Raw genomic sequence first — 25,930 nt, 5'->3', positions numbered from 1 at the left:
CCCCGCGGGGACGTCCGGGGCGGGTTCAGTCCTTCCTCAGGCGCTCGGTGAGGACGCCGAGGACCTCCGCGGGCACCAGGTGGGAGACGTCGCCGCCCCAGGTCGCGACCTCTTTGACCAGGGAGGACGACAGGAAGCTGTAGGTGGGGTTGGTGGGGATGAAGAGGGTCTCCACGCCCGAGAGGCCGTTGTTCATCTGGGCCATCTGCAGCTCGTAGTCGAAGTCGCTGACCGCGCGCAGGCCCTTGACGATGGCGGGGATCTCGCGCTGCTTGCAGAAGTCGACGAGCAGGCCGTGGAAGGCCTCCACGCGGACGTTGCCGTACTCGGCGGTGACCCGGCGGATCAGGTCGATCCGCTCCTCGATCTCGAACAGGCCCTTCTTGGCCTGGTTGATCATCACCGCGACATAGACCTCGTCGTACAGCCTGGAGGCGCGGGAGATGATGTCGAGGTGTCCGTTGGTGATCGGGTCGAACGACCCGGGACAGACGGCGCGGCGCACTTGTGTTCCCTCGCTCTCCGGTCCGGTCATCGTGCGTCTTCGCACGTAGAGGCGGCGCGACCGTACCAAAACGTTCCCTCGCCGTAGCGACGGGCCCGGAGGGGTTCGAAACCCTCGGGCCACCGGAATTCACCGCCTCTGGTGCTGCGCTCCACGGTGACGAGGGCTTCGTCGGCGAGCCAGCCCTCTGTGCCGAGTGTGAGGAGGATCTCCCGAAGATCGTCGTCCGTGACGGCGTACGGGGGGTCGAGGAAGACGAGGTCGTACGGGTCGCTGGGGGGTGCCGTACGGATGATCTGTTCCGCTTTGCCGGATCTGACCTCGGCGCCGGGGAGGCCGAGGTTCTTCACGTTCTCGCGGACCGTCCGGACGGCTCTGGCGTCGGCTTCGACGAGGAGGGCGTGGCCGGCGCCCCGGGAGAGTGCCTCCAGGCCCACGGCGCCGGAGCCGGCGTAGAGGTCGAGGACGCGTTCGCCGTCCAGGGGGCCGCCGAGGAGGGACTGCCAGGTGGAGAAGAGGCCTTCGCGTGCACGGTCGGAGGTGGGGCGGGTGCCGGTGCCTGGAGGTACCGCCAGGCGACGTCCACCGGCTGCGCCGGCGATCACGCGGGTCATCTTCGGTCCTTGATTGTGGGCGGCTTCAGGTTCATTGTGGCTGGTCGCGCCCCCGCGGCGGTAGCCGCATACGGATTACGCCCCGCGCCCCTGAAAGAGGGCCGGTCCCCCTCACCCCTTTTCCAGGTACTGCTCCCTCTCCTCGTCCAAGAGGGCCTCCAGCACCGTGCGCAGGGCCGGGAGGTGGGTCAGTTCCGGGTCGGCGGCGACCACCGCCGTCGCCTCCTGCCTCGCCTCCGCGATGATCTCCTCGTCCTCGATGACGGCCAGCATCCGCAGGGAGGTGCGGGCGCCCGACTGGGCCTGGCCGAGGACATCGCCCTCGCGGCGTTGTTCCAGGTCGATGCGGGAGAGTTCGAAGCCGTCGAGGGTGGAGGCGACCGCGCCCAGGCGCTGGCGGGCCGGGCTCGCCTCGGGCATCTCGGTGACCAGGAGACAGAGGCCGGGGGCCGAACCACGGCCCACACGGCCACGCAGCTGGTGGAGCTGGGAGACGCCGAAGCGGTCGGCGTCCATGATCACCATGGCGGTCGCGTTCGGGACGTTGACGCCGACCTCGATGACCGTCGTGGCCACCAGGACATCCGTCTCGCCGGCGGCGAAGCGGCGCATCACGGCGTCCTTGTCGTCGGGGTGCATCCTGCCGTGCAGGACTTCGACCCGCAGGCCCTGCAGGGGGCCCTTGGTGAGCTGGTCGGCCACGTCGAGGACGGCGAGGGCCGGGCGCTTCTCCGCGGCGTCCTCCGGGGACTCCGGCGGCTTCTTCCTGCCGGACTTCTTCGGGTCGTCCTCCTCGTCGCCGATGCGGGGACAGACCACGTACGCCTGGTGGCCGTTCTCCACCTCCTCGCGGACCCTTTCCCACGCGCGGGACAGGAAGTGGGGCTTGTCCGCGGCCGGGACCACATGGCTGGCGATCGGCGAGCGGCCCGCCGGGAGCTGGTCCAGGACGGAGGTCTCCAGGTCGCCGAAGACGGTCATGGCGACCGTGCGCGGGATGGGTGTGGCCGTCATGACCAGCAGATGCGGGGGTTGCTTGCCCTTGCCGCGCAGGGCGTCTCGCTGCTCCACGCCGAAGCGGTGCTGTTCGTCGACCACGACCAGGCCCAGGTCGTGGAACTGCACCTTGTCCTCGATCAGCGCGTGCGTGCCGATGACGATGCCGGCTTCGCCGGTGGTGAGGTCGAGCAGGGCGTGCCGCCGGGCCGCCGCACCCATGGAGCCGGTGAGCAGCACCACCTTGGTGGCCTGCTCGGCCCCGCCCAGCATGCCGCCCTCGGCCAGCTCGCCCATCATCTCGACGATGGACCGGTGGTGCTGCTGCGCGAGCACTTCGGTGGGCGCGAGCAGGGCGGCCTGCCCACCGGCGTCGACCACGGCGAGCATGGCGCGCAGCGCCACCATCGTCTTCCCGGAACCCACCTCCCCCTGCAACAGCCGGTGCATCGGATGGCTCGTGGCCAGGTCGTCGAAGATCTCGCGGGAGACGCGCTGCTGGCCGTCGGTGAGGGTGAAGGGGAGGCGGGCGTCGAAGGCCGTGAGGAGGCCGTCGGGGGCGGGTCTGCGGGGGACGGCGGGGAGTTGGGCGTCCGCGTGGCGGCGGCGGGCCAGGGCGACCTGGAGGACGAAGGCCTCGTCCCACTTGAGGCGGGAGCGGGCGTCCTCGATGTCGGCCTTGGTGTGCGGGCGGTGGATCTTCAGCAGGGCCTCGGGGAGGGGCACCAGGCCGCGGCCCTCGCGCAGGGAGTCCGGGAGCGGCTCCACGGCCTCCTGTGCTGTGGGCAGGACCGTCTGGATCGCCTTGCCGATCTTCCAGGACTCCAGCTTGGCGGTGGCGGGGTAGATCGGGATCAGCGCGCCCGCCCAGGTCTCGACGGACTCCTCCGGGTCGCCGCGCAGCAACTCGTAGGCCGGGTGGGCGAGTTGAAGGCGGCGGTTGAAGACGGAGACCTTGCCCGCGAACATCGCGCGCGTGCCCGGCAGGAGTTCCTTGTGGGGCTTGTGGACGCCCGCGCCGAAGAAGACCAGTTGGAGCCGGCCGCTGCCGTCCGTGATCGTGACCTCCAGGCGCTGGCCCTTGCCGCGCGGGGCCTTGGCGGAGGCGAACGTGTGCAGACGGGCGTCGGCGACCTGCGCGACCACCGTGACGTGCTCGTCCATGGGGAGGTCGGCGAGGTGCGTGAGCTGGCCGCGCTCCTCGTATCTGCGCGGGTAGTGGTGGAGGAGGTCGCCGACGGTGAGCAGGCCGAGGTGCTCGGCCATCACCTTCGCGGTGGCGGGGCCGAGCACCGACTTCAGCGGCTGGCGCAGGGGTTCTTCCAGTGCGGGCACGAGATCCATTGCACACCACGCCACTGACAATGGCTCCCAGGCCGCGGCCGGATCGCCGTAAAGGTCCCGGAAACCCCTGGTCAGGCGGCTGGTTCGCGCCTTAGGATGACGCGCTCCCGGCCCTCTTTCGCGGTCACCGCCCCACCGGGACCGCCCGACCCCGCGCCGTCGCGAGTCCCCCACCGGCGCCGTGAAGATGGACTCCCAGACCTCACAGGCATCCCAGGCACCCCATTCGCCCTCGTCACCTCATACGTTCCAGGTCGACCTGCGTGGTCTGGTGGACCTGCTCTCCCACCACCTCTACTCCAGTCCGAAGGTGTACCTGCGGGAGCTGCTGCAGAACGCCGTGGACGCCATCACGGCCAGACGCACGACGGAACCCGACGCTCCGGCCCGGGTCCGGCTGTACGCCGAAGGCGGTGCCCTGCGTGTCGAGGACACCGGCGTGGGCCTCACCGAGGCGGACGTGCACAGTCTGCTCGCCACCATCGGACGCAGCTCCAAGCGGGCCGAGGGGCTCGAGGAGGCCCGGTCCGACTTCCTCGGGCAGTTCGGCATCGGGCTGCTGGCCTGTTTCGTCGTCGCCGAGCGGATCCGGGTCGTCAGCCGCAGCGCCCGTACGCCCGGGTCACCGCCGGTGGAGTGGACGGCGTCCGACGACGGTTCGTACACCGTGCGGACGCTGCCGGATGCCGAGCGGCCCGAACCGGGCACGACCGTGCACCTGGTGGCCCGGGCGGGTGCCGCGGAGTGGCTCTCGCCCGGGCGGGTCGAGGCGCTGGCCCGGGACTTCGGGTCGCTGCTGCCGTACGACGTCCGGGTCGGCGACGAGGCGGTCACCGACCTTCCGGCGCCCTGGGACCGTCCGTATCCGGGCCCGGCCGCCCGGCGCGTCGCCCTTGCCCGGCACTGCCACGGCCTGTTCGGCTTCACCCCGCTGGACACGATCGAGCTGTCCGTGCCGCTGGCCGGCATCCGCGGGGTGGCGTACGTGCTGCCGTCGGCGGTCAGCCCGGCCCAGCGCGCCGGTCACCGCGTGCACCTCAAGGGCATGCTGCTGACCGAGCGGGCCGAACAGCTGCTGCCCGACTGGGCGTTCTTCGTGCGCTGCGTGCTCGACACGGACAGTCTGCGGCCCACGGCGTCGCGCGAGTCGCTGTACGAGGACGAGACGCTGGCGGCCGTGCGGGAGGCGCTGGGCGAGCGGATACGGGCCTGGCTGACGGGCCTCGCGGCCGGTGATCCGGAGCGGCTGGCCGCGTTCCTGTCGGTGCACCACCTGGGCGTGAAGTCGCTGGCCCGGCACGACCGGGAGATGCTGCGCACGATGCTGCCGTGGCTGCCGTTCGAGACGACCGACGGGCGGCTGTCGCTGGAGGAGTTCGCGCAGCGGCACCCGGTGGTGCACTTCACGCGGACCGTCGAGGAGTACCGGCAGGTGGCGCCGATCGCGTCCGCGCAGGGCATCGGCGTGATCAACGGCGGCTACACGTACGACAGCGAGCTGGTTCAGGCCCTGCCGTCGGTGCGGCCGGGGACCGTGGTCGCCGAGCTGGACGCGGAGACGGTGACCGCGCACCTGGACGCGGTCGACCCGGCCGAGGAGCTGGCGCTATCCGGCTTCCTGGCGGCGGCCCGGGCCCGGCTCGACCCGCTGGGCTGTGACGTGGTCCTGCGGGCCTTCCACCCGCTGTCCGTGCCCGCGCTGCACCTCGACGACCGGGACGCCCGGCACGAGCAGGCCCGCGCGGACGCCGAGGCGCGGGCCGACGACCTGTGGGCGGGGATCCTGGGCTCCCTGCGGGGCAGCGCACCCCGCGCGCGTCTGGTCCTCAACCACCTCAATCCGCTGGTCCGGAGGATCGGCGCGCTGCCCGACCCGGAGCTGATCGGCACCGCCACGGAGTCGCTCTACGGGCAGGCGCTGCTGATGGCGCAGCGACCGCTCAGGCCGGCCGACTCGGCGCTGCTCAACCGCGCGTTCATCGGCCTCCTGGAGTGGGCCACGCACAGCGAGGACGGTCAGGCATGACGGAGATCACCGACTTCGACGCCCTGCGCGAGGCGATGGCGGAGAACTCCGGACAGCCGGAGGGACCGGCCCGCAACGCCCGCGCGGAGGAGCTCCTGACGGCGGCCGAGAAGCTGAACGTCCCGCTCGCCGTCATCGAGGCGCTCGGCCACCAGCTGAAGGTCTACAACTACAGCTCCGAGAAGGGGAAGATGTTCGTCCCCTTCGCGCGTCTGCTGCGCATGTGGGACGAACGGCCCGAGGACTTCGACGAGTACGAGACCCACTCGCTGCACTGGGTCTTCAAATGGGTCTCGGCCGGCATGCTCGACCAGCCGCACGTCCCGCTCGCGTCGATCGAGAAGTGGCTCGGCGAGATGGAGCACCGCTACCGGCTCGCCGGTTACTCGGAACGGGCGGTGCGCAGCGCCGAGCACAGTGTGGCCGCGCACGTGGGGGACGTGGCGCGGGCCGAGCGGGCGTACGCCGCGTGGCTGGCGGCCGACCGGGACAGCATGGCCGACTGCCACGCGTGCGAGCTGCACGGGCAGGGCTGGTGGCAGGCGGAGCAGGGGCGGGACGCGCAGGCGCTGGAGCTGTGGGGGCCGGTGCTGGAGGGCGAGTACACCTGCGCCCACGAGCCGCACACGGCCCTCGCGTCGTCCCTGGTGCCGCTGCTGAGGCTGGGACGTGAGGAGGAGGCCCGGGCCGGCCATCTGCGGGGCTTCCGGCTCGTCCGGTCGATGGAGAGCATGCGCGGCGCCTACGCGGAGCACGTGGAGTTCTGCGCGCTCACCGGCAACGAGGCGCGGGGTCTGGAGCTGCTCGCGGAGCGGCCGGCGTACTTCACGGACGACGGGCAGCCGCAGAGCAAGCTGGACTTCATGAGCGTGGTGGCCCTGCTCATGGACCGGCTGACCGTCCTCGGGCTGGGCGACCGGCAGGTGCCGGGCCCGCCCGGCCGGGAGTGGACCGCCCGCGAACTCGCAGCGCACGCGCGCGAGGTGGCCCTCGCCCTGGCCGCGCGCTTCGACGAACGCAACGGCACGACGCACGTGAGCGAGCGGGCACGCGCGCGGATGGCGCGGCAACCGCTGGTGGGGCGCCTGCCGCTGGGGGTGCGGTCGGTACGGCCGGTCCCGCCGCCCGCCCGCCCCACGGTTCCGGTCCCCGGCAGCGGGCAGCCGGATCTGCCCTCCCTGCTCGCCGAGGCACGGCGGCTGTCGGACACCTTGCGGCCGGGCGCCGTGGAGGCGTGGGCGGCCGCCGCCGAGGCCGCCGGGGGCGCCGGGCTCGACCCGCGCGACCGTGCCGAGATGGCCGACCACGAGGCGATGTCCCTCGGCCCCGAAGGCGCCGAGCTCTTCGAACGCGCCGCCGGCCTCTACACGGAGGCGGGTGACCCGGGCGAGGCGCTGGCGGCACGCGCGCGTGGGGCGTACGTCCGCGCGCTCGCGGGTGACGTGGAGGGCGCCGTGGTGGCGGTGACCGGCCCGTACGACGAGGTCCTCGCGCTGTACGCCGCCGACGGCACGGGCATCCGGCAGACGGCGTCCGTCGTGATGAGCCGGGCCCGGATCCTGACGCGCCGGGCGCACGGCGGCGAGGGCGACGGGGCGGCTCTCGCCGAGGCCGAGGCCGCCGTCCGGGAGGTCCTCGCGCTCGTCGAGGGCCGGGCCGGGGAGGACGTACGGCTGGCCGCCCGGGTCGCCGAGGCCCGGGCGATGCTCGGGGAGCTGGCGGGGCTGGCCGGGGATCTGGAGAGGGCCGCGGAGCTGTTCGCGCGGGGCGCGGCGGCGTTCGTGGCGGCGGAGCTGCCGTGGTACGCGGTGGAGTACGAGGCCCGGCTCGCCTCTCTGGCCCACCATCTCGGCGACATGGCGGAGGCTGAACGACGCTGCGGGCTGCCCTGGAGCACGGCGGGGCGCATCTGGAGGCGCCCGGACGGGCCCAGCTGCACCTTCAGCTCGCCGAGGTCGTCGGCGGCCGGGGTGAGGCCGTGGAGGCCGCCCGGCACGCCCTGGAGGCCGCCCACTGGGCCGACGAGGCGGGCGAGTCGGCGACGCTCGGGGCCTGGGCGCGACAGCAGCTCGGCGGCTTCCTGCTGCGGCAGGGGCGGTGGGCCGAGGCCGCGGAGGTGCTGGAGTCGGCGCTGCCCGAACTGACCGCCGAGACGCACGGCGACGGGGCGGTCGTGCAGACCCAGTGGTGGCTCGGCGACTGCCTGAGCGAGCTCGGCGAGCACCGGGCTGCCGCCGAACGTCGCCTGCAGGCCGCCGAGATCGCCCGGCACTGGCCCGAGCAGCACGACCACGCGACCCTCGCCCACCTGGCCGGGGAGTCCCTCGGACAGGCCGGGCTGCCCGCCGAGGCGGACCGGGCCTACGCGCGCGCGGGCGACCTGTGGCGCAAGCTCGGCAACACCCACGGCCTGATCCGCTCCTTGCGCGCCCGCGCCTGGCTGGCGCTCCGCGCAAAGGCCGGGCTGGACGAGGCACGCGGCCTGATGGCGGACGCGATACGGGAGTGCGAGGCGGCACGGCAGGCAGCCGCCGACGAGGAGAGCCGGCAGCAGCTCGTCGCCGAACTCGGCCACACCCACCGGCAGTCGGGCGACCTGCTGGCCCGCTCCGCCGCCGAGGAGGACGCCGGGGGCGCCCCGGTCCGCGAGGTGTTGGAGGAGGCACTGGCCCACATGGTGCGCTCGGCCGGGGTGTTCGCCTCCCTCGGGGACGGCGCCCTGCACAGCCGCACCGGCGCGGAACTCGCCGCGGGCCGGCTGGAGGCCGACCTGGGCCGCCCCGCCGACGCGGTGGCACGCGCGCGTGCGGTCCTGGCGGCGTACGAGGCACACGGCGGCGCGCAGGCGGCCGACGGGGACGGCGAGGGCGAGGTGGTCCGGGCCCGCCGGGCGGAGGCGGAGCAGCTGCTCCGGCTGCTGGCGGAGCGGCCGGACTGAGCCCGACGGCGACTTGCATGTCGAGAGGGGCTTGCTGGGGCCGGTTCGCCGACCTGTTCGATGCCGTAGCGGCCCGCGGCGGCCACGGCCGGCTCCAGGAACACGGTGGCGGACAAGAGGACGGTGCCGGCTGTGGCGTGGCCGGCGAGCCAGGGCTGATCGGCGACGGCGTGGCGGCCGCCGGGCACCAGCCCGTCGCGTCCCGCCAGTTCCGTCGAGGCGGCCCCGGCGCTATTCGACGCCGATGAGGAGCAGGGCCCCTTGCCGTCCGCCGCGGTACACGACCGTGTCGACGGCGAGGTACCCCTCGCGGACCCGGCCCTCCAGGTGTTCGGCAACAGTGCCGGGGACATCGTCGCCGAGGACCAGGGTGACCATCTCGCCCCCGGCCGAGAGCATGCGGTCGAGCACGGTCTCGGCGGTCTCGGCGATGTCCGAGCCGATCACGGCCACGTCCCCGTCGATGAGCCCCAGCACGTCGCCGGCCTGGCAGATGCCGGCCATCGTCCAGGACTGGCGTTCGGCGACGGTGACCTCGGCGTAGCGGGTGGCCCCGGCGGCGGAGGTCATGGACACGACGTCCTCGTCGAAGCGGCGGTCCGGCTCGTGCACGGCCAGTGCCGCGATGCCCTGGACCGCCGAGCGGGTCGGGATCAGGGCGACCCGGATGCCCTCCGTGCGGACCTGCTCGGCGGCCGCCGCTGCGGTGTGACGCAGATCGGCGTCGTTGGGCAGCAGCACGACCTCGCGGGCGTGGGCCCGCCGTACGGCCTGGACGAGCTCGCCGCTCGCGGGCGGCTCCCCGGGGCGCGCGAGCACGGTCGTCGCGCCGGCCTCGGTGTACAGCCCGGCCAGCCCCTCGCCGGGCACGACGGCCACGACGGCCCGCTGGGCGCGTTCCCGGGGCGGCCGCTCGGCGCCGGTGGTGTGGACGTCGCCCGCGCCGAAGTGCGTGATGCGGATCCGGTGGGGCCGCCCGGCCTCGATGCCGGCCTCGACGGCGGCGCCCGCGTCGTCCACGTGGACGTGGACGTTCCACAGCCCGTCGCCGCCGACCACGACGAGGGAGTCCCCGAGGGCGTCGAGCCGCTCCCGCAGCCGCTCCACGGCCCGGTCCCCGGCCTCCAGGAGGTAGATCACCTCGAAGGCCGGCCCTTCCTGGCCCGGCACGGCGGCGGCGCTGTCGGCGCACTCGTCGGGGACGCCGTCGACCGGCGCGCGGTCCCCTGGGGGGTCCACTCGGCCTTCGGAGGGGTTGGGGTACGCACTCCCCGCCACCCCCCGCGCCCTCTCCCCCGTGAGCGTCTCCACCAGCGCTCCGAGCACCGCCACCAGCCCCCGCCCCCCGGCGTCGACCACGCCGGCGCGTCCCAGGACGGGCAGCTGGCCCGGGGTCGCGGCGAGGGCCGCGCGGGCTCCGTCGTAGGCCGCCCGGGCGACGGTCCCGCAGTCGCCCCGGGCGTCGTCCGCGGCGTCGGCGGCGGCCGAGGCGACCGTGAGGACGGTGCCCTCCACGGGATGGGCGACGGCCCTGCGGGCGGAGTCGGCCGCCTGCCGCAGGGCGAGCCGCAGGCCCTGGCCGTCCGCGTGGGCGGGGTCGTCGGCGGCCAGCACCTGGGCCATGCCGCGCAGCAGCTGGGCGAGGATCGTCCCGGAGTTGCCGCGGGCGCCGATGAGCGCCCCGTGCGCCATCGCGCGGGCGGCGTCGGCGAGCGTCGGCCCGCCGGGGCCGGACCCCGCCGCGTGCCCGGCGAACACCGCCTCGACCGCCGCGACCGACGACTCCACCGTCAGATAAAGGTTGGTGCCGGTGTCGCCGTCCGCCACCGGGTAGACGTTGATCGCGTCGATCTCCTCACGCGCCCGCCCCAGTGTCTCCAGCGCGAGACCGCACCAGGTGCGCACCGCGAGAGCATCGAAGAATGTCTGCGGCACCTGCGCCACTACGCCTCCCTGAGCTGCTGGACGTGGCTCGCAGCGTAGACCCCGGGGCGGTGTTCACCGGAAGAGGGAGGGGACCGGGCCCCTGAGCTGCCATGGTAGTTTCGTTCTACGGGTGCAGCCGTTGTATGCTGCTCCGGTTGCCCGATCTGATCGGGCCTTCCCCCTGGCAACGCCACTCGGATTCGACCGGCTCCACAAAGCCCGAGAATCTTGATCCCGGCCTGCCGGGATCAACCGTAAGTGCATCTGAAGTCTTTGGAGTGACCCGTGGCTGCCAACTGCGACGTCTGCGGCAAGGGGCCGGGCTTCGGCAACAACATCTCGCACTCGCACCGCCGTACGTCCCGCCGCTGGAACCCGAACATCCAGCGTGTGCGTACCGTGGTGGGCGGGACGCCGAAGCGCGTGAACGCTTGCACCTCGTGCATCAAGGCCGGCAAGGTCTCGCGCTGACGCTCAGCTAGCGCGCGGCCACTGCTGGTTCGCTGCAGAGCCGGTCCACCTCTGGTGGACCGGCTCTTTGCCGTGCCCGGACATCGGCGCTCGGGCCCGGCACACCAGCGCTGATGTCCGGGCACGGCACACCAGCGCCCGTCCCGCACCTCAGCGCTCGGATGCCGCCCGGAGGCGCCAGCCGTGATCCACCGGGCCGATCCCCCCGCCGAGCGCGAACCCGGCCGCGACGGCCCCGGTGAGGTACTCCTTCGCCGCCGCCACCGCCTCCGGCACGGACTGCCCCTTGGCGAGCTGGGAGGCGATCGCCGAGGCGAGGGTGCAACCGGTGCCGTGGGTGTGGCGATTGTCGTGCCGCGGGGCCCGCAGCCAGTGCTCCTCGGATCCGTCGGTGAGCAGATCGACGGCGTCACCGGGCAGGTGCCCGCCCTTGATCAGCGCCCAGCGCGGCCCGTACGCGAGGACGGCCGCGGCGGCCCGCCGCATGTCCGCCTCCGACTCGACCCGTACGCCCGTGATCTGGGCCACCTCGTCGAGGTTCGGTGTGGCGACGGTGGCCACCGGCAGCAGCTTCGTACGGACGGAGTCCAGCGCGGAGGCGGCGAGCAGGGCGTCGCCGTGCTTGGAGACACCCACCGGGTCGATCACGGCCGGGGCGTCCGTCCCCGCGATCAACTCGGCGACCGCCTCCACGAGTTCCGCGGAGGCGAGCATCCCGGTCTTGACCGCCCGGACGCCGATGTCGTCGACGACGCTGCGGTACTGGGCCCGCACGGCCGCCACGGGCAGTTCCCAAGCCCCCTGCACGCCGAGGGAGTTCTGCGCGGTCACCGCCGTGACGACGCTCATGCCGTGCACGCCGAGCGCGAGCATCGTCTTGAGGTCGGCCTGGATGCCCGCGCCTCCGCCGGAGTCGGAGCCCGCCACCGTCAGGACGCCCGGGATCATGACTCTATGTCCCCGAAGTGGTCCCAGCCGCCCTTGCTGGTCCACGGCGCCCCGTCGACCGTGACCTGGGGCAGTGCCGAGGGGTTGAGGACCTCGCCGATGACCTTCCAGCGGGCGGGCAGCTTCACGTCCGGCGGGAACGTCGCCACGATGGCGTGGTCCTCTCCCCCGGTCAGCACCCACTGCATGGGGTCGACCCCGACGGCCTGCCCGATGTCGTTCATCTGGGACGGGATGTCGATCGCCCCGGAGCGGATGTCGATCCGCACCTTGCTCGCCTCGGCGATGTGCCCGAGGTCGGCGATCAGCCCGTCGCTCACGTCGCACATCGCGGTCGCCCCGAGCCCGGCGGCGGCCGGACCCGCGTGGTACGGCGGCTCGGGCCGCCGGTGCGCCTCCACGAACGCGCGCGGCGAGCGGAACCCCCGCGACAGCACCGCGTACCCGGCGGCCGACCAGCCCAGCCAGCCGGTCACCGCGACGCGATCGCCGGGCCGGGCGCCCGCCCGCGTCACCGGCTCCTGGTTGCGCAGATCGCCGAGCGCGGTGATCGACACCATGATCGAGTCGCCGCGCACGACATCACCGCCGACCACGGCGGCGCCCGCCACCTGGCATTCGTCGCGCAGGCCGTCCATCAGCTCGCTCGGCCACGTGACCGGCAGTTCGGCCGGGACGACCAGGCCGAGCAGCAGCGCGGTCGGTACGGCACCCATGGCGGCGATGTCGGCGAGGTTCTGCGCGGCCGCCTTGCGGCCCACGTCGTAGGCCGTCGACCAGTCGCGCCGGAAGTGCCGGCCCTCCACCAGGATGTCCGTGCTCGCCACGACCCTGCGGTCGGGGGCGGCCACGACGGCGGCGTCGTCGCCGGGGCCGACCCGGACCGCCGGGGTGGTGGTCAGACGGGAGGTGAGCTCCCTGATGAGCCCGAACTCACCGAGCTCACCAACAGTGCCCTTCATTGCCCTTTCTCCCCTTCTGTCCCTGTCCATGCCCGGTCGCGAGGCATCTCGGTCCTCGCTACGGTCGAAGTGACCGTCAAGTTCTGCCGGACCTGCACCTCGGCGCGCAAGACCCGGTCCCCGCAGGTCTCCCCGCGGCGAGCGGCGACGCGATACCGTGGCGTTCCTTTTCCCCACATGATCCTCGTGGCCGCCCTGGAGGTTCCGTGGTACAGGCGTACATCCTGATCCAGACTGAGGTCGGCAAGGCGTCGACCGTCGCCGAGACGATCAGCAAGATCCCTGGGGTCATCCAGGCCGAGGACGTGACGGGACCGTACGACGTGATCGTGCGGGCGCAGGCCGACACCGTCGACGACCTCGGCCGCATGGTGGTCGCCAAGGTCCAGCAGGTGGACGGCATCACCCGCACCCTGACCTGCCCGGTGGTCCATCTCTAGCCCCCGTCTACCCTGTGCCGGTGAACTCTTTCCGTCACCGGCACCGTTGTGTCGTCCGCGTGTTCCGCCTGCCCGCTGTCGCGCTGTTGATCACTGTTGCGGGCTGCTCCTCAGCAGACGACAGCGCGTCGGCGGCGGTTCCCAGTCCGGACGCGAAGGTCGCGGAACTGTGCCGGAACCTGGACAAGGTACTGCCCGCGAAGGTGAACGGTGAGCGCCGGGAGGATCCCGAGCCCGCGTCGGCGCTGACGGCGAGCTGGGGCAGCCCGGCGATCATACTTCGCTGCGGTGTGCCGCAGCCGCCGAAGATGGTCGACCCGAGGGTGGCCGACGGACATGATCCGGACGCCGTCGCCGGGGGTGTGAACGGCGTGGACTGGCTGATGGAGAAGCAGGGCGACGACGGGTACCGGTTCACCACCGCCAACCGCGAGGCCTACGTCGAGGTCCGGGCGCCGGAGGGCGTGGACAGTTCGAGTGTGCTGATCGATCTGGCCGCCGCCGTGAAGAAGGCGATCCCCAAGGGGATCGCCTCCTGAACGCCGGGCGTCGATGATCAGCGCAGGCCGGTCGACCTGCGCAGTGCCGCCCGCACCAGCAGGTCGATCAGCTCCGGGTAGCTCACCCCGCTCGCCTGCCACATCTGCGGATACATCGAGATGGGCGTGAAGCCGGGCATCGTGTTGATCTCGTTGATCACGAACTCGCCGTCCTCGGTGAGGAAGAAGTCCGCGCGGACCAGGCCCTCGCAGGACGCCGCCTCGAAGGCGTCGACCGCCAGGCGCTGGACGCCGGCCGTCTCCTCGGGGGTGAGGGGCGCCGGGACGAGACCCGGGGTGGAGTCGATGTACTTGGCCTCGAAGTCGTAGTACGCCTGCGCCTCGGGCGGGGGGATCTCCGCGGGCAGGGAGGCCCGGGGGCCGTCCTCGAACTCCAGGACACCGCACTCGATCTCACGGCCGCGCAGCGCGGCCTCCACGAGGATCTTGGGGTCGTGCCGCTGGGCCTCGGCGATCGCCTCGTCTAGACCGGAGAGGTCGTCGACCTTGGTGATGCCGATCGAGGAACCGGCCCGCGAGGGCTTCACGAACAGCGGCCAGCCGTGCTCGCCGGCGAAGTCGACGATCTTCTTGCGGGCGGCCGCCTGGTCCTGCTCCCACTCGCGCGGGCGCACCACCACGTACGGGCCCACCTTCAGCCCGAACGAGGTGAACACCCGCTTCATGTACTCCTTGTCCTGGCCCACGGCCGAGGCGAGCACGCCCGAACCCACGTATGGGACGCCGGAGAGCTCCAGGAGGCCCTGGAGGGTGCCGTCCTCGCCGTACGGGCCGTGCAGCACCGGGAAGACCACGTCGACCTCGCCGAGGGCCTTGGGCACCGATCCCGGCTCGCTGTAGACCACTTCGCGGTTGGCGGGGTCGACCGGGAGGATCACTCCGCCCTCGGCGGACTCGGCCAGGGCGTCGACGCTCGGCGGGCGCCGGTCGACGATCGCCATCCGCTCCGGTTCGTCCGCCGTGAGCACCCAACGCCCGTCCTGCGTGATGCCGATCGGCAGGACGTCGTACTTCGTCCGGTCGATGGCTTTGAGGACGGCGCCGGCGGTGACCACGGAGATCCCGTGTTCGGAGCTGCGCCCGCCGAACACGACGGCCACACGCGGCTTGCGAGGCGGCTGCTCGGGGCTCTGGGGGAGGTTCTCGGTGCTCATATCGCGTTGAGAGTACCCGTTGGTAGGGCCGCTAGTAAGCGCCGCCGGTCTCGCGTCGCTCAGCGTCGTTCGGGCTTCGCGCTGCGCGACATCAGCTCCTTGAGGGCCACCACCGGAGGCTTGCCCTCGTGCACGATGCCGACGACCGTCTCCGTGATCGGCATGTCGATGCCGTGCCGGCGGGCCAGATCCAGCACCGACTCACACGACTTGACGCCCTCGGCGGTCTGCTTGGTGACCGCGATGGTCTCCTGCAGGGTCATGCCCTTGCCGAGGTTGGTGCCGAAGGTGTGGTTCCGCGACAGCGGCGAGGAGCAGGTGGCCACCAGGTCGCCCAGGCCCGCGAGTCCGGAGAAGGTCAGCGGGTCGGCGCCGAGCGCCATGCCGAGCCGGGTGGTCTCGGCGAGGCCGCGGGTGATGAGCGAGCCCTTGGCGTTGTCGCCGAGCCCCATGCCGTCCGCGATGCCCACGGCGAGGCCGATGACGTTCTTCACGGCTCCGCCCAGTTCGCAACCCACCACGTCCGTATTGGTGTACGGGCGGAAGTACGGCGTGTGGCAGGCGGCCTGGAGGCGCTGGGCCACGACCTCGTCGGTGCAGGCCACCACGGCCGCGGCCGGCATCCGCGCGGCGATCTCCCGGGCCAGGTTGGGCCCCGTCACCACGGCGATCCGGTCCGGGCCGACCTTGGCGACGTCGTCGATGACCTCGCTCATCCGCATCGCGGAGCCGAGCTCGACGCCCTTCATCAGCGACACGAGGACCGTGTCGGGGGCCAGCAGGGGGCTCCACTCGGCGAGGTTGCCGCGCAGGGTCTGCGAGGGCACCGACAGGACCGTGAAGTCGGCGTCCGCCGCGGCCTGCGCGGGATCGGTGGTGGCCCGCACGTTCTCCGGGAGCTCGACGCCCGGGAAGTAGTCGGGATTGGTCCGCGTGGAGTTGATCGCCTCCACGACCTCCGGGCGGCGCGCCCACAGGGTGACCTCGCACCCCGCGTCGGCGAGCACCATGCCGAAGGCCGTACCCCACGAACCGGCGCTCAGCACCGCCGCCTTGACCGGCTTGCTCACTTGCCCAGCCCCTCTTCCTGCACGCTCTGCCCGGACTTCTGATGCGTCTGCGCCTGTGTTCTGCGCCGCTGCTCGATCCGCTCCCGGCGCGGGTCGTACGGCGTCTCGGGCGCCTTCTCGCCGCGGATCTGCTCCAGCTGGGCGGTCACGGCGGCCATGATGACCTCCGTGGCCTCCTTCAGCAGGTCCGCGGTCATCTCCCGGTCGTAGAACCGCGCGAGGTCCACGGGCGGCCCGGCGAGCACCCGGTGCGTCTTGCGCGGCAGCAGATGCGGCTTCTTCGCGTACGGCGGCAGCAACTCGTTGCAGCCCCACTGGGCCACGGGGATCACCGGGCACTTGGTCTGCAGCGCGACCCGCGCGGCCCCGGTCTTGCCGGTCATGGGCCAGCCGTCCGGGTCGCGGGTGAGGGTGCCCTCGGGATAGAAGGCGACGCATTCCCCGCGGTCCACGGCGTCGATCGCGGCCCGGAAGGCGCTCAGCGCGTCCGTGCTCTCGCGGTAGACGGGGATCTGCCCGGTGCCCCGCATTGCGGCCCCGACGAATCCCTTCTTGAAAAGCCCGCTCTTCGCGAGGAATCGCGGGACCCGCCCGGTGTTGTACTGAAAGTGCGCGTAAGCGAAGGGGTCGATGTGCGAATTATGGTTCACCGCGGTGATAAATCCACCCTCGGCCGGAATGTTCTCCATTCCACGCCAGTCCCGCCTGAGCAGAACCACCAGCGGCGGTTTGCAGATCACCGCGGCGAAGCGGTACCAGAAGCCGATTCTGCGGCGGGGCACGCGGACACCTTCCTCTAGGGCCTGAAAGCCGGGGCCACGGGGGGCCGCACAAGTGTCGCCCCAGGCCGCCGGTCTGTCGAGAACACCGTACGCCCCGGCACGCCGCCCACCCGATGCCCCCGGGTGACAATGACCGCGACAAGAGGAGGACGGAACACCCGTGCAGTGGACCCTGGTCGTACCCCTGAAGCCCCTGGCCAAGGCCAAGAGCAGGCTTGCGGACACCGCGGACGACGGGCTGCGGCCGGACCTGGCGCTGGCCTTCGCCCAGGACACCGTGGCGGCCGCGCTGGCCTGCCCGGCGGTAGGGGATGTGGCAGTCGTCACGGACGACGCCCGGGCAGGTCGTGAGCTGGCGGCACTGGGCGCCGCGATCATCCCCGACGAGCCGGGCGGCGGCCTCAACGCCGCCCTCGCACACGCGACGCGGGCCGTACGGTCGGTCCGCCCGGCCCGGGCCGTGGCCGCGCTCAACGCCGATCTGCCGGCCCTGCGCCCCGCGGAATTGTCCCGGGTACTCGACGCCGCCGCCGAATTCCCGCGCGCTTTTCTCCCGGACGCGGCCGCAATCGGCACGACCCTGCTGGCAGCGGCTGCGGGCTGCGAATTGCGCCCGGACTTCGGCGCGGATTCAAGGGCCCGGCACCGCGCGTCCGGCGCCGTGGAACTGCCCCTCACGGCGGTGGATTCCGTACGCCAGGACGTGGACACCGGCGAGGACCTGCGCAGCGCACTGGCCCTGGGGGTCGGCCCTCATACGGCCGCGGCCGCCGCGCGATTGCTGATACCCGGGCAGTAGGCTGCGGCCATGCAGGCGACCGCGTACACGTACGACCCCGAAAGCCGCAGCGGGCAGGTGCTCCTGGACGACGGCACCCCGGTGCCCTTCGACGCGGCCGCGTTCGACGCGGGCGGCCTCAGGCTGCTGCGCCCGGGACAGCGGGTGCGCATCGAGGTGGAGGGTGCGAAGGACGCGCTCCGGATCACTCTGGTGACCCTGCAGACCCTCTGACCACGTGCTGAACACGCCGCGGGCCGGACTCCGTGCGGAGTCCGGCCCGGCGCGTGAGTACTCCAGCGCCCTTACTTCTTGCGGGCGGTGGTCTTCTTGGCGGTGGTCTTGCGCGCCGTCGACTTCTTGGCGGGCGCCTTCTTGGCCGTGGCCTTCTTGGCCGGGGCCTTCTTCGCGGTGGTCTTCTTCGCGGCGGTGGTCTTGGACGTCGCCGTGGTCTTCTTGGCGGGCGCCTTCTTCGCCGTGGTCTTCTTCGCGGCCGCGGTCTTCGTGGTGGCCTTCTTCGCCGTCGTCTTCTTGGCGGTGGTCTTCTTCGCGGCGGCCGACTTCGCGGTCGCCTTCTTCGCGGCGGCCTTCTTGACCGTCGCGCCGGCACCGCCGGTCAGGCTGCCCTTCGGCGCCTTCTTGACGGAGACCTCGCCGCCGCGCGGGAGCTTCTTCGAGCCGCTGACCAGGTCCTTGAAGCCCTGACCGGCGCGGAAGCGCGGAACGGAGGTCTTCTTGACCCGAACCCTCTCGCCCGTCTGGGGGTTACGGGCGTACCGGGCCGGACGGTCGACCTTCTCGAACGAACCGAAGCCGGTGACCGAGACCCGCTCACCCGAGACGACCGCGCGGACGATGGCGTCCAGTACATGGTCGACAGCATCGGCGGCCTGCTGACGGCCGCCCATCTTGTCGGCAATCGCTTCTACGAGCTGCGCCTTGTTCACGTCTTCCCCTTCGGAGACATCGCCAGAACGAAAGTGTTCAAGCTTTTCGCACGTTAGGCAGATATATACCGCAAATCAAACACGAAACGGGCTTATCACCCTTGTGCCGCAACGAACTCGACGGTGTCGCGGGGTTCAGCGTTCCTCGTCGGGGAATCGTCCCTCGTCGAGGTCCGCTGAGAACCGCTCCAGCCGCCTTGTCGCGTCGGCGAGATCGTGCTTGGCCGCGGCCGTAATGACCAGCAGCTTCCGGGTCAGCGCCATCCGTACGCCCTCCGGGACTTGCAGTGCGCGCACCCTTGTGTGCGCTTCCTTGAGTTGGTCCGCGACTGCCGCATAGAGCTCGAGTTGGCCGTCGTGTTCCATGCACAGATTGTGCCATCTGGGGCGAGTTGTCGCCTGCGCAGGGGACAACTGACGCCTCAAACGGCCTTCCGGGCACACGTGGAAGTCACGGTTGTGCTCCTCGCGTACCCCAGCAACCACCTGCATAACGCGGGAAGTTGGCAGCTGAACCGTGGGCGGGCAGGGCCGTTCGGGTGCAGACGCAGCTGTACCCCCGATCGGGCTGATCGGGGGTACAGAGGGGGTGTTGCGGTGGCCGAAAGTCGCCTTGTTCAGAGGCGGCGGGCCGTGCCTGGGGTCAGACCGGGAGGGTCTGCGGCTTGAACGCCGGGCGCTTGGCCTCGTAGGCGGCGATGTCGGCCTCGTTCTGGAGGGTGATCGAGATGTCGTCGAGGCCGTTCAGCAGCCGCCAGCGGGAGTTCTCGTCCAGCTCGAAGGAGGCGGTGATGCCCTCGGCGCGCACCTCGCGGCGCTCCAGGTCGACGGTGATCTCGGCCTGCGGGTCCTGTTCGGTCAGCTCCCACAGCGCGTCCACGGTCTTCTGCTCCAGAACGACCGTGAGCAGGCCGTTCTTGAGCGAGTTGCCACGGAAGATGTCGGCGAAGCGGGAGGAGATCACGGCCTTGAAGCCGTAGTTCTGCAAGGCCCAGACGGCGTGCTCACGCGAGGATCCGGTACCGAAGTCGGGGCCGGCGACCAGCACGGTCGCGCCCATGCGCTCGCTCTGGTTGAGGATGAACGTCTCGTCCTTGCGCCAGGCCTCGAACAGCCCGTCCTCGAACCCGTCGCGCGTGACCTTCTTGAGCCAGTGCGCGGGGATGATCTGGTCGGTGTCGACGTTGGAACGGCGCAGCGGCACCGCCCGGCCGGTGTGGGTGGTGAAGGCTTCCATGGGTGATCAGACTCCAGCGGGCGTGGGGGCGTCGGCGGACAGGTCGGCCGGGGAGGCCAGGTGGCCCAGGACGGCGGTGGCGGCGGCGACCTGCGGGGACACCAGGTGGGTGCGGCCGCCCTTGCCCTGCCGGCCTTCGAAGTTGCGGTTGGAGGTGGACGCCGAGCGCTCACCGGGGGCCAGCTGGTCGGGGTTCATGCCCAGGCACATCGAGCAGCCCGCGTGCCGCCACTCGGCGCCGGCCTCCTTGAAGACCACGTCCAGACCCTCGGAGACGGCCTGCAGCCCCACCCGTGCCGAGCCCGGCACGACCAGCATCCGTACACCGTCGGCGACTTTGCGGCCCTTGAGCAGCTCGGCCGCGGCGCGCAGGTCCTCGATGCGGCCGTTGGTGCACGAGCCTACGAAGACGGTGTCCACCTTGATGGAACGCAGCGGCTGCCCGGCCTCCAACCCCATGTACTCCAGGGCCTTTTCGGCGGCGTAGCGCTCCGATGCGTCTTCGTACGAAGCGGGATCGGGGACGGACGCCGAAAGCGGTGCGCCCTGCCCGGGGTTGGTGCCCCAGGTGACGAACGGCGACAGCGAGGCCGCGTCGATGACGACCTCGGCGTCGAACACCGCGTCCTCGTCCGTCTTCAGCGTCTTCCAGTACTCCACCGCCGCGTCCCAGTCGGCTCCCTCGGGGGCGTGCGGACGGCCCTTGAGGTAGGCGAAGGTGGTCTCGTCCGGGGCGATCATGCCCGCGCGGGCACCGGCCTCGATCGACATGTTGCAGATGGTCATCCGGGCTTCCATCGACAGCTTCTCGATGGCCTCGCCGCGGTACTCCAGGACGTAGCCCTGCCCGCCGCCGGTGCCGATCTTCGCGATGATCGCCAGGATCAGGTCCTTGGCGGTGACGCCCTCGGGCAGTTCACCGTCGACCGTGATCGCCATGGTCTTCGGCCGCGACATCGGCAGCGTCTGGGTGGCCAGCACGTGCTCCACCTGGGAGGTGCCGATACCGAACGCCAGCGCGCCGAACGCGCCGTGCGTGGAGGTGTGGGAGTCACCGCAGACCACGGTGGTGCCGGGCTGGGTCAGACCCAGCTGCGGGCCCACCACGTGCACGACGCCCTGCTCGACGTCGCCCAGCGGGTGCAGGCGCACCCCGAAATCGGCGGCGTTCTTGCGCAGCGTCTCCAGCTGCACGCGCGATACCGGGTCCGCGATCGGCTTGTCGATGTCCAGGGTCGGGGTGTTGTGGTCCTCGGTGGCGATGGTGAGGTCCAGGCGCCGCACGGTACGGCCGCTCTTGCGCAGACCGTCGAACGCCTGCGGGCTGGTCACCTCGTGCAGCAGGTGCAGATCGATGAAGAGAAGGTCGGGCTCGCCCTCCGCGCGCCGGACGACATGGTCGTCCCAGACTTTCTCCGCGAGTGTCCTACCCATCGCTGTTCCCTCCGGCCGGCTACGGTCCGCCGACCCAACTAGAGATCTTGAGGAGGAGGCGGCGCCCGTTCCCCTGATACCGGGCACACGCCACCAGGCCCTTACGTCACGGGCCGTTGTGACTTCGTGATTCCAGGGTGGCGCGTTCCACGGAAATTTGAACTTGCGTTTCACAGAGTGAGACGCGAGTATCGTTTCATGGACAACAGTAGCGGCGTCGGCGTTCTGGACAAGGCGGCCCTCGTCCTGAGCGCTCTGGAGTCCGGCCCGGCCACCCTCGCGGGACTGGTCGGTGCCACCGGACTGGCACGACCCACGGCCCACCGCCTGGCCGTGGCCCTGGAACACCACCGCATGGTGGCGCGCGACATGCAGGGCCGTTTCATTCTCGGCCCCCGTCTGGCAGAGCTTGCCGCGGCCGCGGGTGAGGACCGTCTCCTCGCCACCGCCGGCCCGGTGCTCACGCACCTTCGTGACATCACGGGCGAGAGCGCGCAGCTCTATCGCCGCCAGGGCGACATGCGCATCTGCGTCGCCGCGGCAGAGCGTCTGTCCGGTCTGCGGGACACGGTCCCGGTCGGTTCGACGCTCACGATGAAGGCCGGCTCCTCGGCTCAGATCCTGATGGCCTGGGAGGAGCCGGAGCGGCTGCACCGCGGTCTGCAGGGGGCGCGCTTCACGGCGACGGCCCTGTCGGGTGTGCGGCGGCGGGGCTGGGCGCAGTCGATCGGTGAGCGGGAGCCGGGCGTCGCGTCGGTGTCCGCGCCGGTGCGGGGGCCGTCGAACCGGGTGGTGGCGGCGGTGTCCGTGTCCGGGCCGATCGAGCGTCTCACGCGTCACCCGGGCCGGATGCACGCACAGGCCGTGATCGATGCGGCGGGGCGCCTCTCCGAGGCACTTCGGCGGACCGGCTGAGCGTTTCGGGGGAAGGTCGGCCTCAACGCCGCGGCAGGCTTTCCCCGACCAGGCGCCATGGCAGCTCGGGTTTCATGTCGGCTGACGGCCGGCCTTGGTTGATCGCGCAGTTCCCCGCGCCCCAAGAAGGGCATACGCAAGAGGCCCCTCACCGAAGTGAGGAGCCTCTTGTGATGTGTACCCCCGACCGGATTCGAACCGGCGCTACCGCCTTGAGAGGGCGGCGTGCTAGGCCGCTACACAACGGGGGCGTGGATCCTGCGTTTCCGCAGGTCCGAGCTGGTCTACCTGGACTCGAACCAAGACTAACTGAACCAGAATCAGTCGTGCTGCCAATTACACCATAGACCAATGTGGTTTAGACCAGTCAGTACCCCCGACCGGATTCGAACCGGCGCTACCGCCTTGAGAGGGCGGCGTGCTAGGCCGCTACACAACGGGGGCCCTAGCAGTTCCGAGATGATCGTCGATCGTTCGGAACCAGTACCCCCGACCGGATTCGAACCGGCGCTACTGCCTTGAGAGGGCAGCGTGCTAGGCCGCTACACAACGGGGGCGATGCAGATGAGCTCTGCGAGCTGGCCTACCTGGACTCGAACCAAGACTAACTGAACCAGAATCAGTCGTGCTGCCAATTACACCATAGGCCACTGGAACGCAAGCCCCCGAAGGGGTTTTGTTCTAGTTGTGCGCCTGGGGTTCCGGCCTTCCGGCCCGCTCCCGCGGCGCAGGAAGAACATTACCCGAAGGTGGACGGGGCTCCAAAACGAGTATCCGAGCCGAGCAGGGACGGCAGTTCGGCGAGGGAGGCGATGCGGTGCGGCCCGACGGGCGGGTCGATCGTGGCGTACAGACCGCCGCGGTCGATCCACACCGACAGCAGGCCGGCGTCGGCGGCACCCCGTCCGTCGATCTCCGGGTGATCACCGACGTAGGCGACCTGGTGCGGCGGGAGGCCGAGGAAATCGCAGGCCGCGAGGAACGCCCCGGCCTCGGGCTTGGAGATGCCGAGCTCGGCCGCGCACAGGATGGTCTCGAAGCGGTCGTGGACGCCGAGGGCGCGCAGCTTGCGGTCCTGGACGTGGAGGCTGGAGTTGGAGAGCACGGCGTGCCGGTGGCTGGCGGACAGGGCGTCGAGGACGGGCAGGACGTCCGGGAAGAGGGCCCAGACCGCCTCGTACCGGGTGAGGTACCGCTGGAACCACGCGTCGGCCTCGGCGTCGGTGAGGTTCCGGTCCAGGAACACCCGCACCCGGTCGCGCCGCTGGGCCTCGAAGGTGGCCTCGCCGGCCGCGAAGCGTGCCCATTGCAGGTCGGTGATCTCCCGCCAGCGGGTGATGGCCTGCTCGACGGTTTCGTGGTCGTCGAGCAGGCCCTCGGCCGTGAGGTGGGCGCTCATGCCGAGGCGGTCGGCGGTGGTGTAGTCGAAGAGGGTGTCGTCGACGTCCCAGACCACGGCTTGGATGCTCATGCCCCGACCGTACCCACCGCGTTCCGTTCTCAGCCCGGGTTCATGGTCCCGGAGAGTGTCAGGTCGGGGCCCTGGCCGTCGCGGGGGTGAGCGGTGAGCTTCCAGGTGTAGGGGCCGCCCGTGGCGCCGCCGCTGTCGGTGGTGCCGTCCCAGGCGGGGCGTACGGCGGCCCCGGTGGAGGCGCCGGTCAGCGTGCGGACGGGCCTGCCGGATGCGTCGGTGAGGGTCAGGGTCCAGGTGGAGGGCTTGTTCAGCTGCCAGACCGGGGCCCAGGGGAAGGCCTTGCCGATCACGGACGGCGTGTAGACCTGGGCTTCCATCTGCGCGAGGGGCGAGGTGGGGACGCCGCTGGGGACGATCGACACCTCGCCGTAGGTCCCGTTGAGGTAGGCGATGTGGCCGCCGAAGCGGTCGACGGCCCAGCGGCCGTTGCTGCCGCCGGTGTTCTGGTCGGTGGCGGGCAGCTTGACCAGGGTGCGGGTGGTGGCGGTGCCGGTGTGGAAGTCGGTGAGCAGCAGCTCGTGGGTGGTGCGGTTCTCGCGGAGCAGGAAGCCGTCGGCGAGGCGGGCCGGGCCGATGTCGGCCGGGACCGTGATCCTGCGGCCTGCCGCCCGGTCGAAGACGCCCGCCGAGCTGCCGCAGGACCAGTACAGCCAGGTGTTGACGGCCTGGATGTCGGTGGGGGTGCAGGGGGCGCCGGTGGCGATGGTGGTGGTCGAGCCGGTTTTGAGGTTGCGGCCGGTGACCGAGCCCTGGGTGCTGCCCGGGGCCCACAGGGTCTGTCCCCAGACCGCGGCGGCGGTGCGGTCGCGGGTGAGAGCGGTCTCGCCGGCGGTCGCCCCGCGCGGGAAGTCGACGACCCGCTGCTTGCCGGAACCGCCGTTGTAGAGCACGTAACGGCCGGTGCTGCCGCCGATCCGGCCGCGGGAATCTCCGTTCGTGGGCTCGTTGAGGACAGTCGTGGTGTCGAGGCCCACGTTGAGGACGGATTCCTCGCCCGTGTCGGCGGTCCACAGGTGGCTGACGCGGCCGTCGCCGAGGGCCTCCAGCTGGGGGCAGGCGGCGTCGCCGGGGAGGCAGGTGGACGGGCTCAGGGCCGGGCTGCGGCGGGTCTGGGGGCCGTCGGGCCGGCCGGTGGCGTCCAGTTGGAAGCTGCTGTAGCGCAGTGAGGCACCGGGCGTCGCGCCGTAGAGGAACAACTCGCCGCCGGCGACGGCCAGTCCCTGCACGCCGGTCGCGGCGGCGGGGACCCGGGCCACTTCGGTGGTGGTGAGGCCGCCGCTGCCGGTGGGGGTGATGCGGTGGATGTTCCAGTCGAGGCTGGAGGGGCCCGCGGTGGCCAGGGCGCCGCCGTCCAGGGTCGGGCCGATGCCGCCGAACGACGAGGTGAGCACGGTGCCGGTGGCGCCCGTGACCAGGTCGCGGGCGGTCAGCGCGGCCTCGGTGCCGCCCAGTACGAAGCCCGGGTTTCCGATCAGGAGCCGGTCGCCGACGACGGCTTCGAGCTGGGCGTCGGTCCTGGTGAGGGCGGTGGGCTCGGTGCCGGGTCCGGCGTCCACCCGGATCGCCTTCCAGTCGGCGACGAGCCAGCGGTCGTTGAAGGCGAGCTGCGGGGCCGCCTCGTCGCCGGTGACGTACGTGCGGAAGGCGCCGTCCGCGAGGTCGACCAGACCGACGGAGGTCTTGTCTTCCAGCACGTAGACGATCGCGAGACGGCCGACGGAGCCGCCGGTGCGGTAGTGGACGGGGCGGGCGCCCGCGGGAAGGCCGGTGACCGGGGTGTCCTCGGTGGTGCCGTCGGCACCGGCGCGCAGCACGTGCAGGGCGCCGGTGCCGTCCATGGTCAGCACGCTCCAGCCCGCGGCGGCCCGGTACGCCTGGCCGGAGGGGATCGTGACGGTGGCGGTGACGCCCGTGGAGCGGTGCCGCTGGGTGACGGTCTGGCTGTCGCGGGTGTTCAGGACGTCGGTGCCGCTGGCCAGGTCGTCCGGGCCGGCGTGGGCGGGCGGGGCCGCGTCGGGGTAGTCGACCGTGGTGACCGCGGTGGTTCCGGGCCGGTACTGGAAGCCGGACGCGCCGGCCCACGGGTAGTCGACGGTGACGCGCTTCTCGGTGACGAGCCGCACCGTGCCGGCCGGCTCGTCGGCCTCGGGTGCCGCCTGCGCGGGTGCGGTCAGGACGGTGCAGGACAGGGCGACCACCCCGCCGACGGCCGCGCGGACGAGTCTTCGTGAACGGATCATGTTCTCTCCCCCTGTACCAGGGCGCACACGCGCACCGTGCGCACAGGGGGCATCCAACGTCCCGTGCGGGGACGGGAGTTGGCCGGAAGGGTGAACTCCGGGTGACGGCTGGGCGGACACGGCGAGGGCGGCGTCCGAACCGGACGCCGCCCTCGCCGTACGGGGTGTC

General features: G+C 71.8%; 22 protein-coding genes, 5 tRNA genes and 2 pseudogenes. 8 read left to right on the top strand and 21 right to left on the bottom strand.

What is annotated here, in order from left to right; translation table 11 throughout:
* Positions 1-25: 25 nt before the first annotated feature.
* From coaD to recG, 3 genes are all read right to left on the bottom strand, one after another.
* Positions 26-505 carry a pantetheine-phosphate adenylyltransferase gene (gene coaD / locus HNR57_RS29630; RefSeq protein ID WP_033313182.1) on the bottom strand — a complete coding sequence of 160 codons (480 nt, stop codon included), beginning with the start codon at positions 503-505 and terminating at the stop codon, positions 26-28.
* Between the two features lie 26 nt (positions 506-531).
* Positions 532-1,119: a 16S rRNA (guanine(966)-N(2))-methyltransferase RsmD gene (gene rsmD / locus HNR57_RS29625; protein ID WP_184564728.1), complete on the bottom strand. Its 588-nt coding sequence runs from the start codon at positions 1,117-1,119 to the stop codon at positions 532-534.
* 111 nt (positions 1,120-1,230) lie between these two features.
* Positions 1,231-3,459, bottom strand: a complete 2,229-nt coding sequence (recG, locus tag HNR57_RS29620; RefSeq protein ID WP_184564726.1) for an ATP-dependent DNA helicase RecG — start codon at positions 3,457-3,459, stop codon at positions 1,231-1,233.
* 187 nt (positions 3,460-3,646) lie between these two features.
* On the opposite strand from recG, the gene HNR57_RS29615 reads away from it, so the two are divergent.
* On the top strand, positions 3,647-5,485 hold the full coding sequence (locus HNR57_RS29615) for an HSP90 family protein (protein ID WP_184564724.1): 1,839 nt from the start codon (positions 3,647-3,649) through the stop codon (positions 5,483-5,485).
* Positions 5,482-8,423: pseudogene (locus HNR57_RS29610) on the top strand (tetratricopeptide repeat protein). Before HNR57_RS29615 ends, HNR57_RS29610 begins: the two are co-directional and overlap by 4 nt.
* A gap of 74 nt (positions 8,424-8,497) precedes the next feature.
* Here HNR57_RS29610 and HNR57_RS40950 read toward each other — a convergent pair.
* A pseudogene (locus tag HNR57_RS40950) lies at positions 8,498-8,761 on the bottom strand (hypothetical protein); the annotation flags it as partial.
* Positions 8,655-10,367: a fatty acid kinase ATP-binding subunit FakA gene (fakA, locus tag HNR57_RS29605; protein ID WP_184564722.1), complete on the bottom strand. Its 1,713-nt coding sequence runs from the start codon at positions 10,365-10,367 to the stop codon at positions 8,655-8,657. The pseudogene HNR57_RS40950 and the gene fakA, both read right to left, overlap by 107 nt.
* 267 nt (positions 10,368-10,634) lie before the next feature.
* Between fakA and rpmB the strand changes: the two genes are divergently transcribed.
* Complete coding sequence (gene rpmB / locus HNR57_RS29600; protein WP_003993230.1) at positions 10,635-10,820, top strand: 50S ribosomal protein L28; 186 nt, start codon at positions 10,635-10,637, stop codon at positions 10,818-10,820.
* A 150-nt stretch (positions 10,821-10,970) separates the two neighbouring features.
* Here the strand turns inward: rpmB and thiD are convergent, their stop codons facing one another.
* Together thiD and HNR57_RS29590 are read right to left on the bottom strand one after the other, a co-directional pair.
* Positions 10,971-11,768 carry a bifunctional hydroxymethylpyrimidine kinase/phosphomethylpyrimidine kinase gene (thiD, locus tag HNR57_RS29595; protein WP_184564719.1) on the bottom strand — a complete coding sequence of 266 codons (798 nt, stop codon included), beginning with the start codon at positions 11,766-11,768 and terminating at the stop codon, positions 10,971-10,973.
* Positions 11,765-12,730 carry a thiamine-phosphate kinase gene (locus HNR57_RS29590; protein WP_033313188.1) on the bottom strand — a complete coding sequence of 322 codons (966 nt, stop codon included), beginning with the start codon at positions 12,728-12,730 and terminating at the stop codon, positions 11,765-11,767. Before HNR57_RS29590 ends, thiD begins: the two co-directional genes overlap by 4 nt.
* Before the next feature lie 206 nt (positions 12,731-12,936).
* Here HNR57_RS29590 and HNR57_RS29585 point away from each other — a divergent pair, with 206 nt between their 5' ends.
* Both HNR57_RS29585 and HNR57_RS29580 read left to right on the top strand, forming a co-directional pair.
* Positions 12,937-13,170 (top strand): Lrp/AsnC family transcriptional regulator, encoded by a 234-nt coding sequence (locus HNR57_RS29585; protein WP_003997603.1) that lies wholly within the window; start codon positions 12,937-12,939, stop codon positions 13,168-13,170.
* A gap of 20 nt (positions 13,171-13,190) precedes the next feature.
* Complete coding sequence (locus HNR57_RS29580; protein WP_184564717.1) at positions 13,191-13,709, top strand: DUF3515 domain-containing protein; 519 nt, start codon at positions 13,191-13,193, stop codon at positions 13,707-13,709.
* 17 nt (positions 13,710-13,726) lie between these two features.
* On the opposite strand, the gene HNR57_RS29575 is transcribed toward HNR57_RS29580, so the two are convergent.
* Genes HNR57_RS29575 through HNR57_RS29565 form a run of 3 tightly spaced genes read right to left on the bottom strand, consistent with a single transcriptional unit; the run spans position 13,727 to position 16,736 of the window.
* Positions 13,727-14,884: a D-alanine--D-alanine ligase family protein gene (locus HNR57_RS29575; protein ID WP_184564715.1), complete on the bottom strand. Its 1,158-nt coding sequence runs from the start codon at positions 14,882-14,884 to the stop codon at positions 13,727-13,729.
* Between the two features lie 59 nt (positions 14,885-14,943).
* Positions 14,944-15,954, bottom strand: a complete 1,011-nt coding sequence (locus tag HNR57_RS29570) for an NAD(P)H-dependent glycerol-3-phosphate dehydrogenase (protein ID WP_184564713.1) — start codon at positions 15,952-15,954, stop codon at positions 14,944-14,946.
* Positions 15,951-16,736: a lysophospholipid acyltransferase family protein gene (locus HNR57_RS29565; protein WP_184564711.1), complete on the bottom strand. Its 786-nt coding sequence runs from the start codon at positions 16,734-16,736 to the stop codon at positions 15,951-15,953. The genes HNR57_RS29570 and HNR57_RS29565 overlap by 4 nt, the downstream gene beginning before the upstream one ends.
* A gap of 160 nt (positions 16,737-16,896) precedes the next feature.
* Between HNR57_RS29565 and cofC the strand changes: the two genes are divergently transcribed.
* Together cofC and HNR57_RS29555 are read left to right on the top strand one after the other, a co-directional pair.
* Complete coding sequence (cofC, locus tag HNR57_RS29560; protein ID WP_184564709.1) at positions 16,897-17,535, top strand: 2-phospho-L-lactate guanylyltransferase; 639 nt, start codon at positions 16,897-16,899, stop codon at positions 17,533-17,535.
* 9 nt (positions 17,536-17,544) lie between these two features.
* Positions 17,545-17,748 carry a hypothetical protein gene (locus HNR57_RS29555; protein WP_031138097.1) on the top strand — a complete coding sequence of 68 codons (204 nt, stop codon included), beginning with the start codon at positions 17,545-17,547 and terminating at the stop codon, positions 17,746-17,748.
* Positions 17,749-17,819: 71 nt separating this feature from the next.
* On the opposite strand, the gene HNR57_RS29550 is transcribed toward HNR57_RS29555, so the two are convergent.
* The 4 genes from HNR57_RS29550 to leuC all read right to left on the bottom strand — a co-directional run bounded on the left by HNR57_RS29550 (position 17,820) and on the right by leuC (position 21,132).
* Complete coding sequence (locus tag HNR57_RS29550; protein WP_184564707.1) at positions 17,820-18,461, bottom strand: HU family DNA-binding protein; 642 nt, start codon at positions 18,459-18,461, stop codon at positions 17,820-17,822.
* Between the two features lie 135 nt (positions 18,462-18,596).
* Positions 18,597-18,827 (bottom strand): SCO5555 family protein, encoded by a 231-nt coding sequence (locus tag HNR57_RS29545; RefSeq protein ID WP_184564705.1) that lies wholly within the window; start codon positions 18,825-18,827, stop codon positions 18,597-18,599.
* 277 nt (positions 18,828-19,104) lie between these two features.
* A complete protein-coding gene (gene leuD / locus HNR57_RS29540; RefSeq protein WP_184564703.1) occupies positions 19,105-19,698 on the bottom strand; it encodes a 3-isopropylmalate dehydratase small subunit in 594 nt (197 codons plus the stop codon).
* Positions 19,699-19,704: 6 nt separating this feature from the next.
* Positions 19,705-21,132 (bottom strand): 3-isopropylmalate dehydratase large subunit, encoded by a 1,428-nt coding sequence (gene leuC, locus HNR57_RS29535; RefSeq protein ID WP_184564702.1) that lies wholly within the window; start codon positions 21,130-21,132, stop codon positions 19,705-19,707.
* Between the two features lie 198 nt (positions 21,133-21,330).
* On the opposite strand from leuC, the gene ndgR reads away from it, so the two are divergent.
* A complete protein-coding gene (gene ndgR / locus HNR57_RS29530) occupies positions 21,331-22,047 on the top strand; it encodes an IclR family transcriptional regulator NdgR (RefSeq protein ID WP_003993203.1) in 717 nt (238 codons plus the stop codon).
* A 178-nt stretch (positions 22,048-22,225) separates the two neighbouring features.
* Here the strand turns inward: ndgR and HNR57_RS29525 are convergent.
* From HNR57_RS29525 to HNR57_RS29495, 7 genes are all read right to left on the bottom strand, one after another.
* Positions 22,226-22,298, bottom strand: a tRNA-Glu gene (locus HNR57_RS29525).
* A gap of 28 nt (positions 22,299-22,326) precedes the next feature.
* Positions 22,327-22,398: transfer RNA gene (locus tag HNR57_RS29520), tRNA-Gln, on the bottom strand.
* Between the two features lie 20 nt (positions 22,399-22,418).
* Positions 22,419-22,491 (bottom strand) — tRNA-Glu (locus HNR57_RS29515).
* Positions 22,492-22,531: 40 nt separating this feature from the next.
* Positions 22,532-22,604: transfer RNA gene (locus HNR57_RS29510), tRNA-Glu, on the bottom strand.
* Between the two features lie 21 nt (positions 22,605-22,625).
* Positions 22,626-22,697, bottom strand: a tRNA-Gln gene (locus HNR57_RS29505).
* Between the two features lie 89 nt (positions 22,698-22,786).
* Complete coding sequence (locus tag HNR57_RS29500) at positions 22,787-23,518, bottom strand: HAD family hydrolase (RefSeq protein WP_184564700.1); 732 nt, start codon at positions 23,516-23,518, stop codon at positions 22,787-22,789.
* 29 nt (positions 23,519-23,547) lie between these two features.
* Positions 23,548-25,761, bottom strand: a complete 2,214-nt coding sequence (locus HNR57_RS29495) for a T9SS type B sorting domain-containing protein (protein ID WP_184564698.1) — start codon at positions 25,759-25,761, stop codon at positions 23,548-23,550.
* Positions 25,762-25,930: the final 169 nt, after the last annotated feature.

Source organism: Streptomyces paradoxus, from assembly GCF_014202475.1.
Lineage (GTDB): Bacteria > Actinomycetota > Actinomycetes > Streptomycetales > Streptomycetaceae > Streptomyces > Streptomyces paradoxus.
The sequence above is the reverse complement of the archived record's forward strand: the minus strand, read 5'-3'. Positions and strand labels throughout refer to the sequence as shown.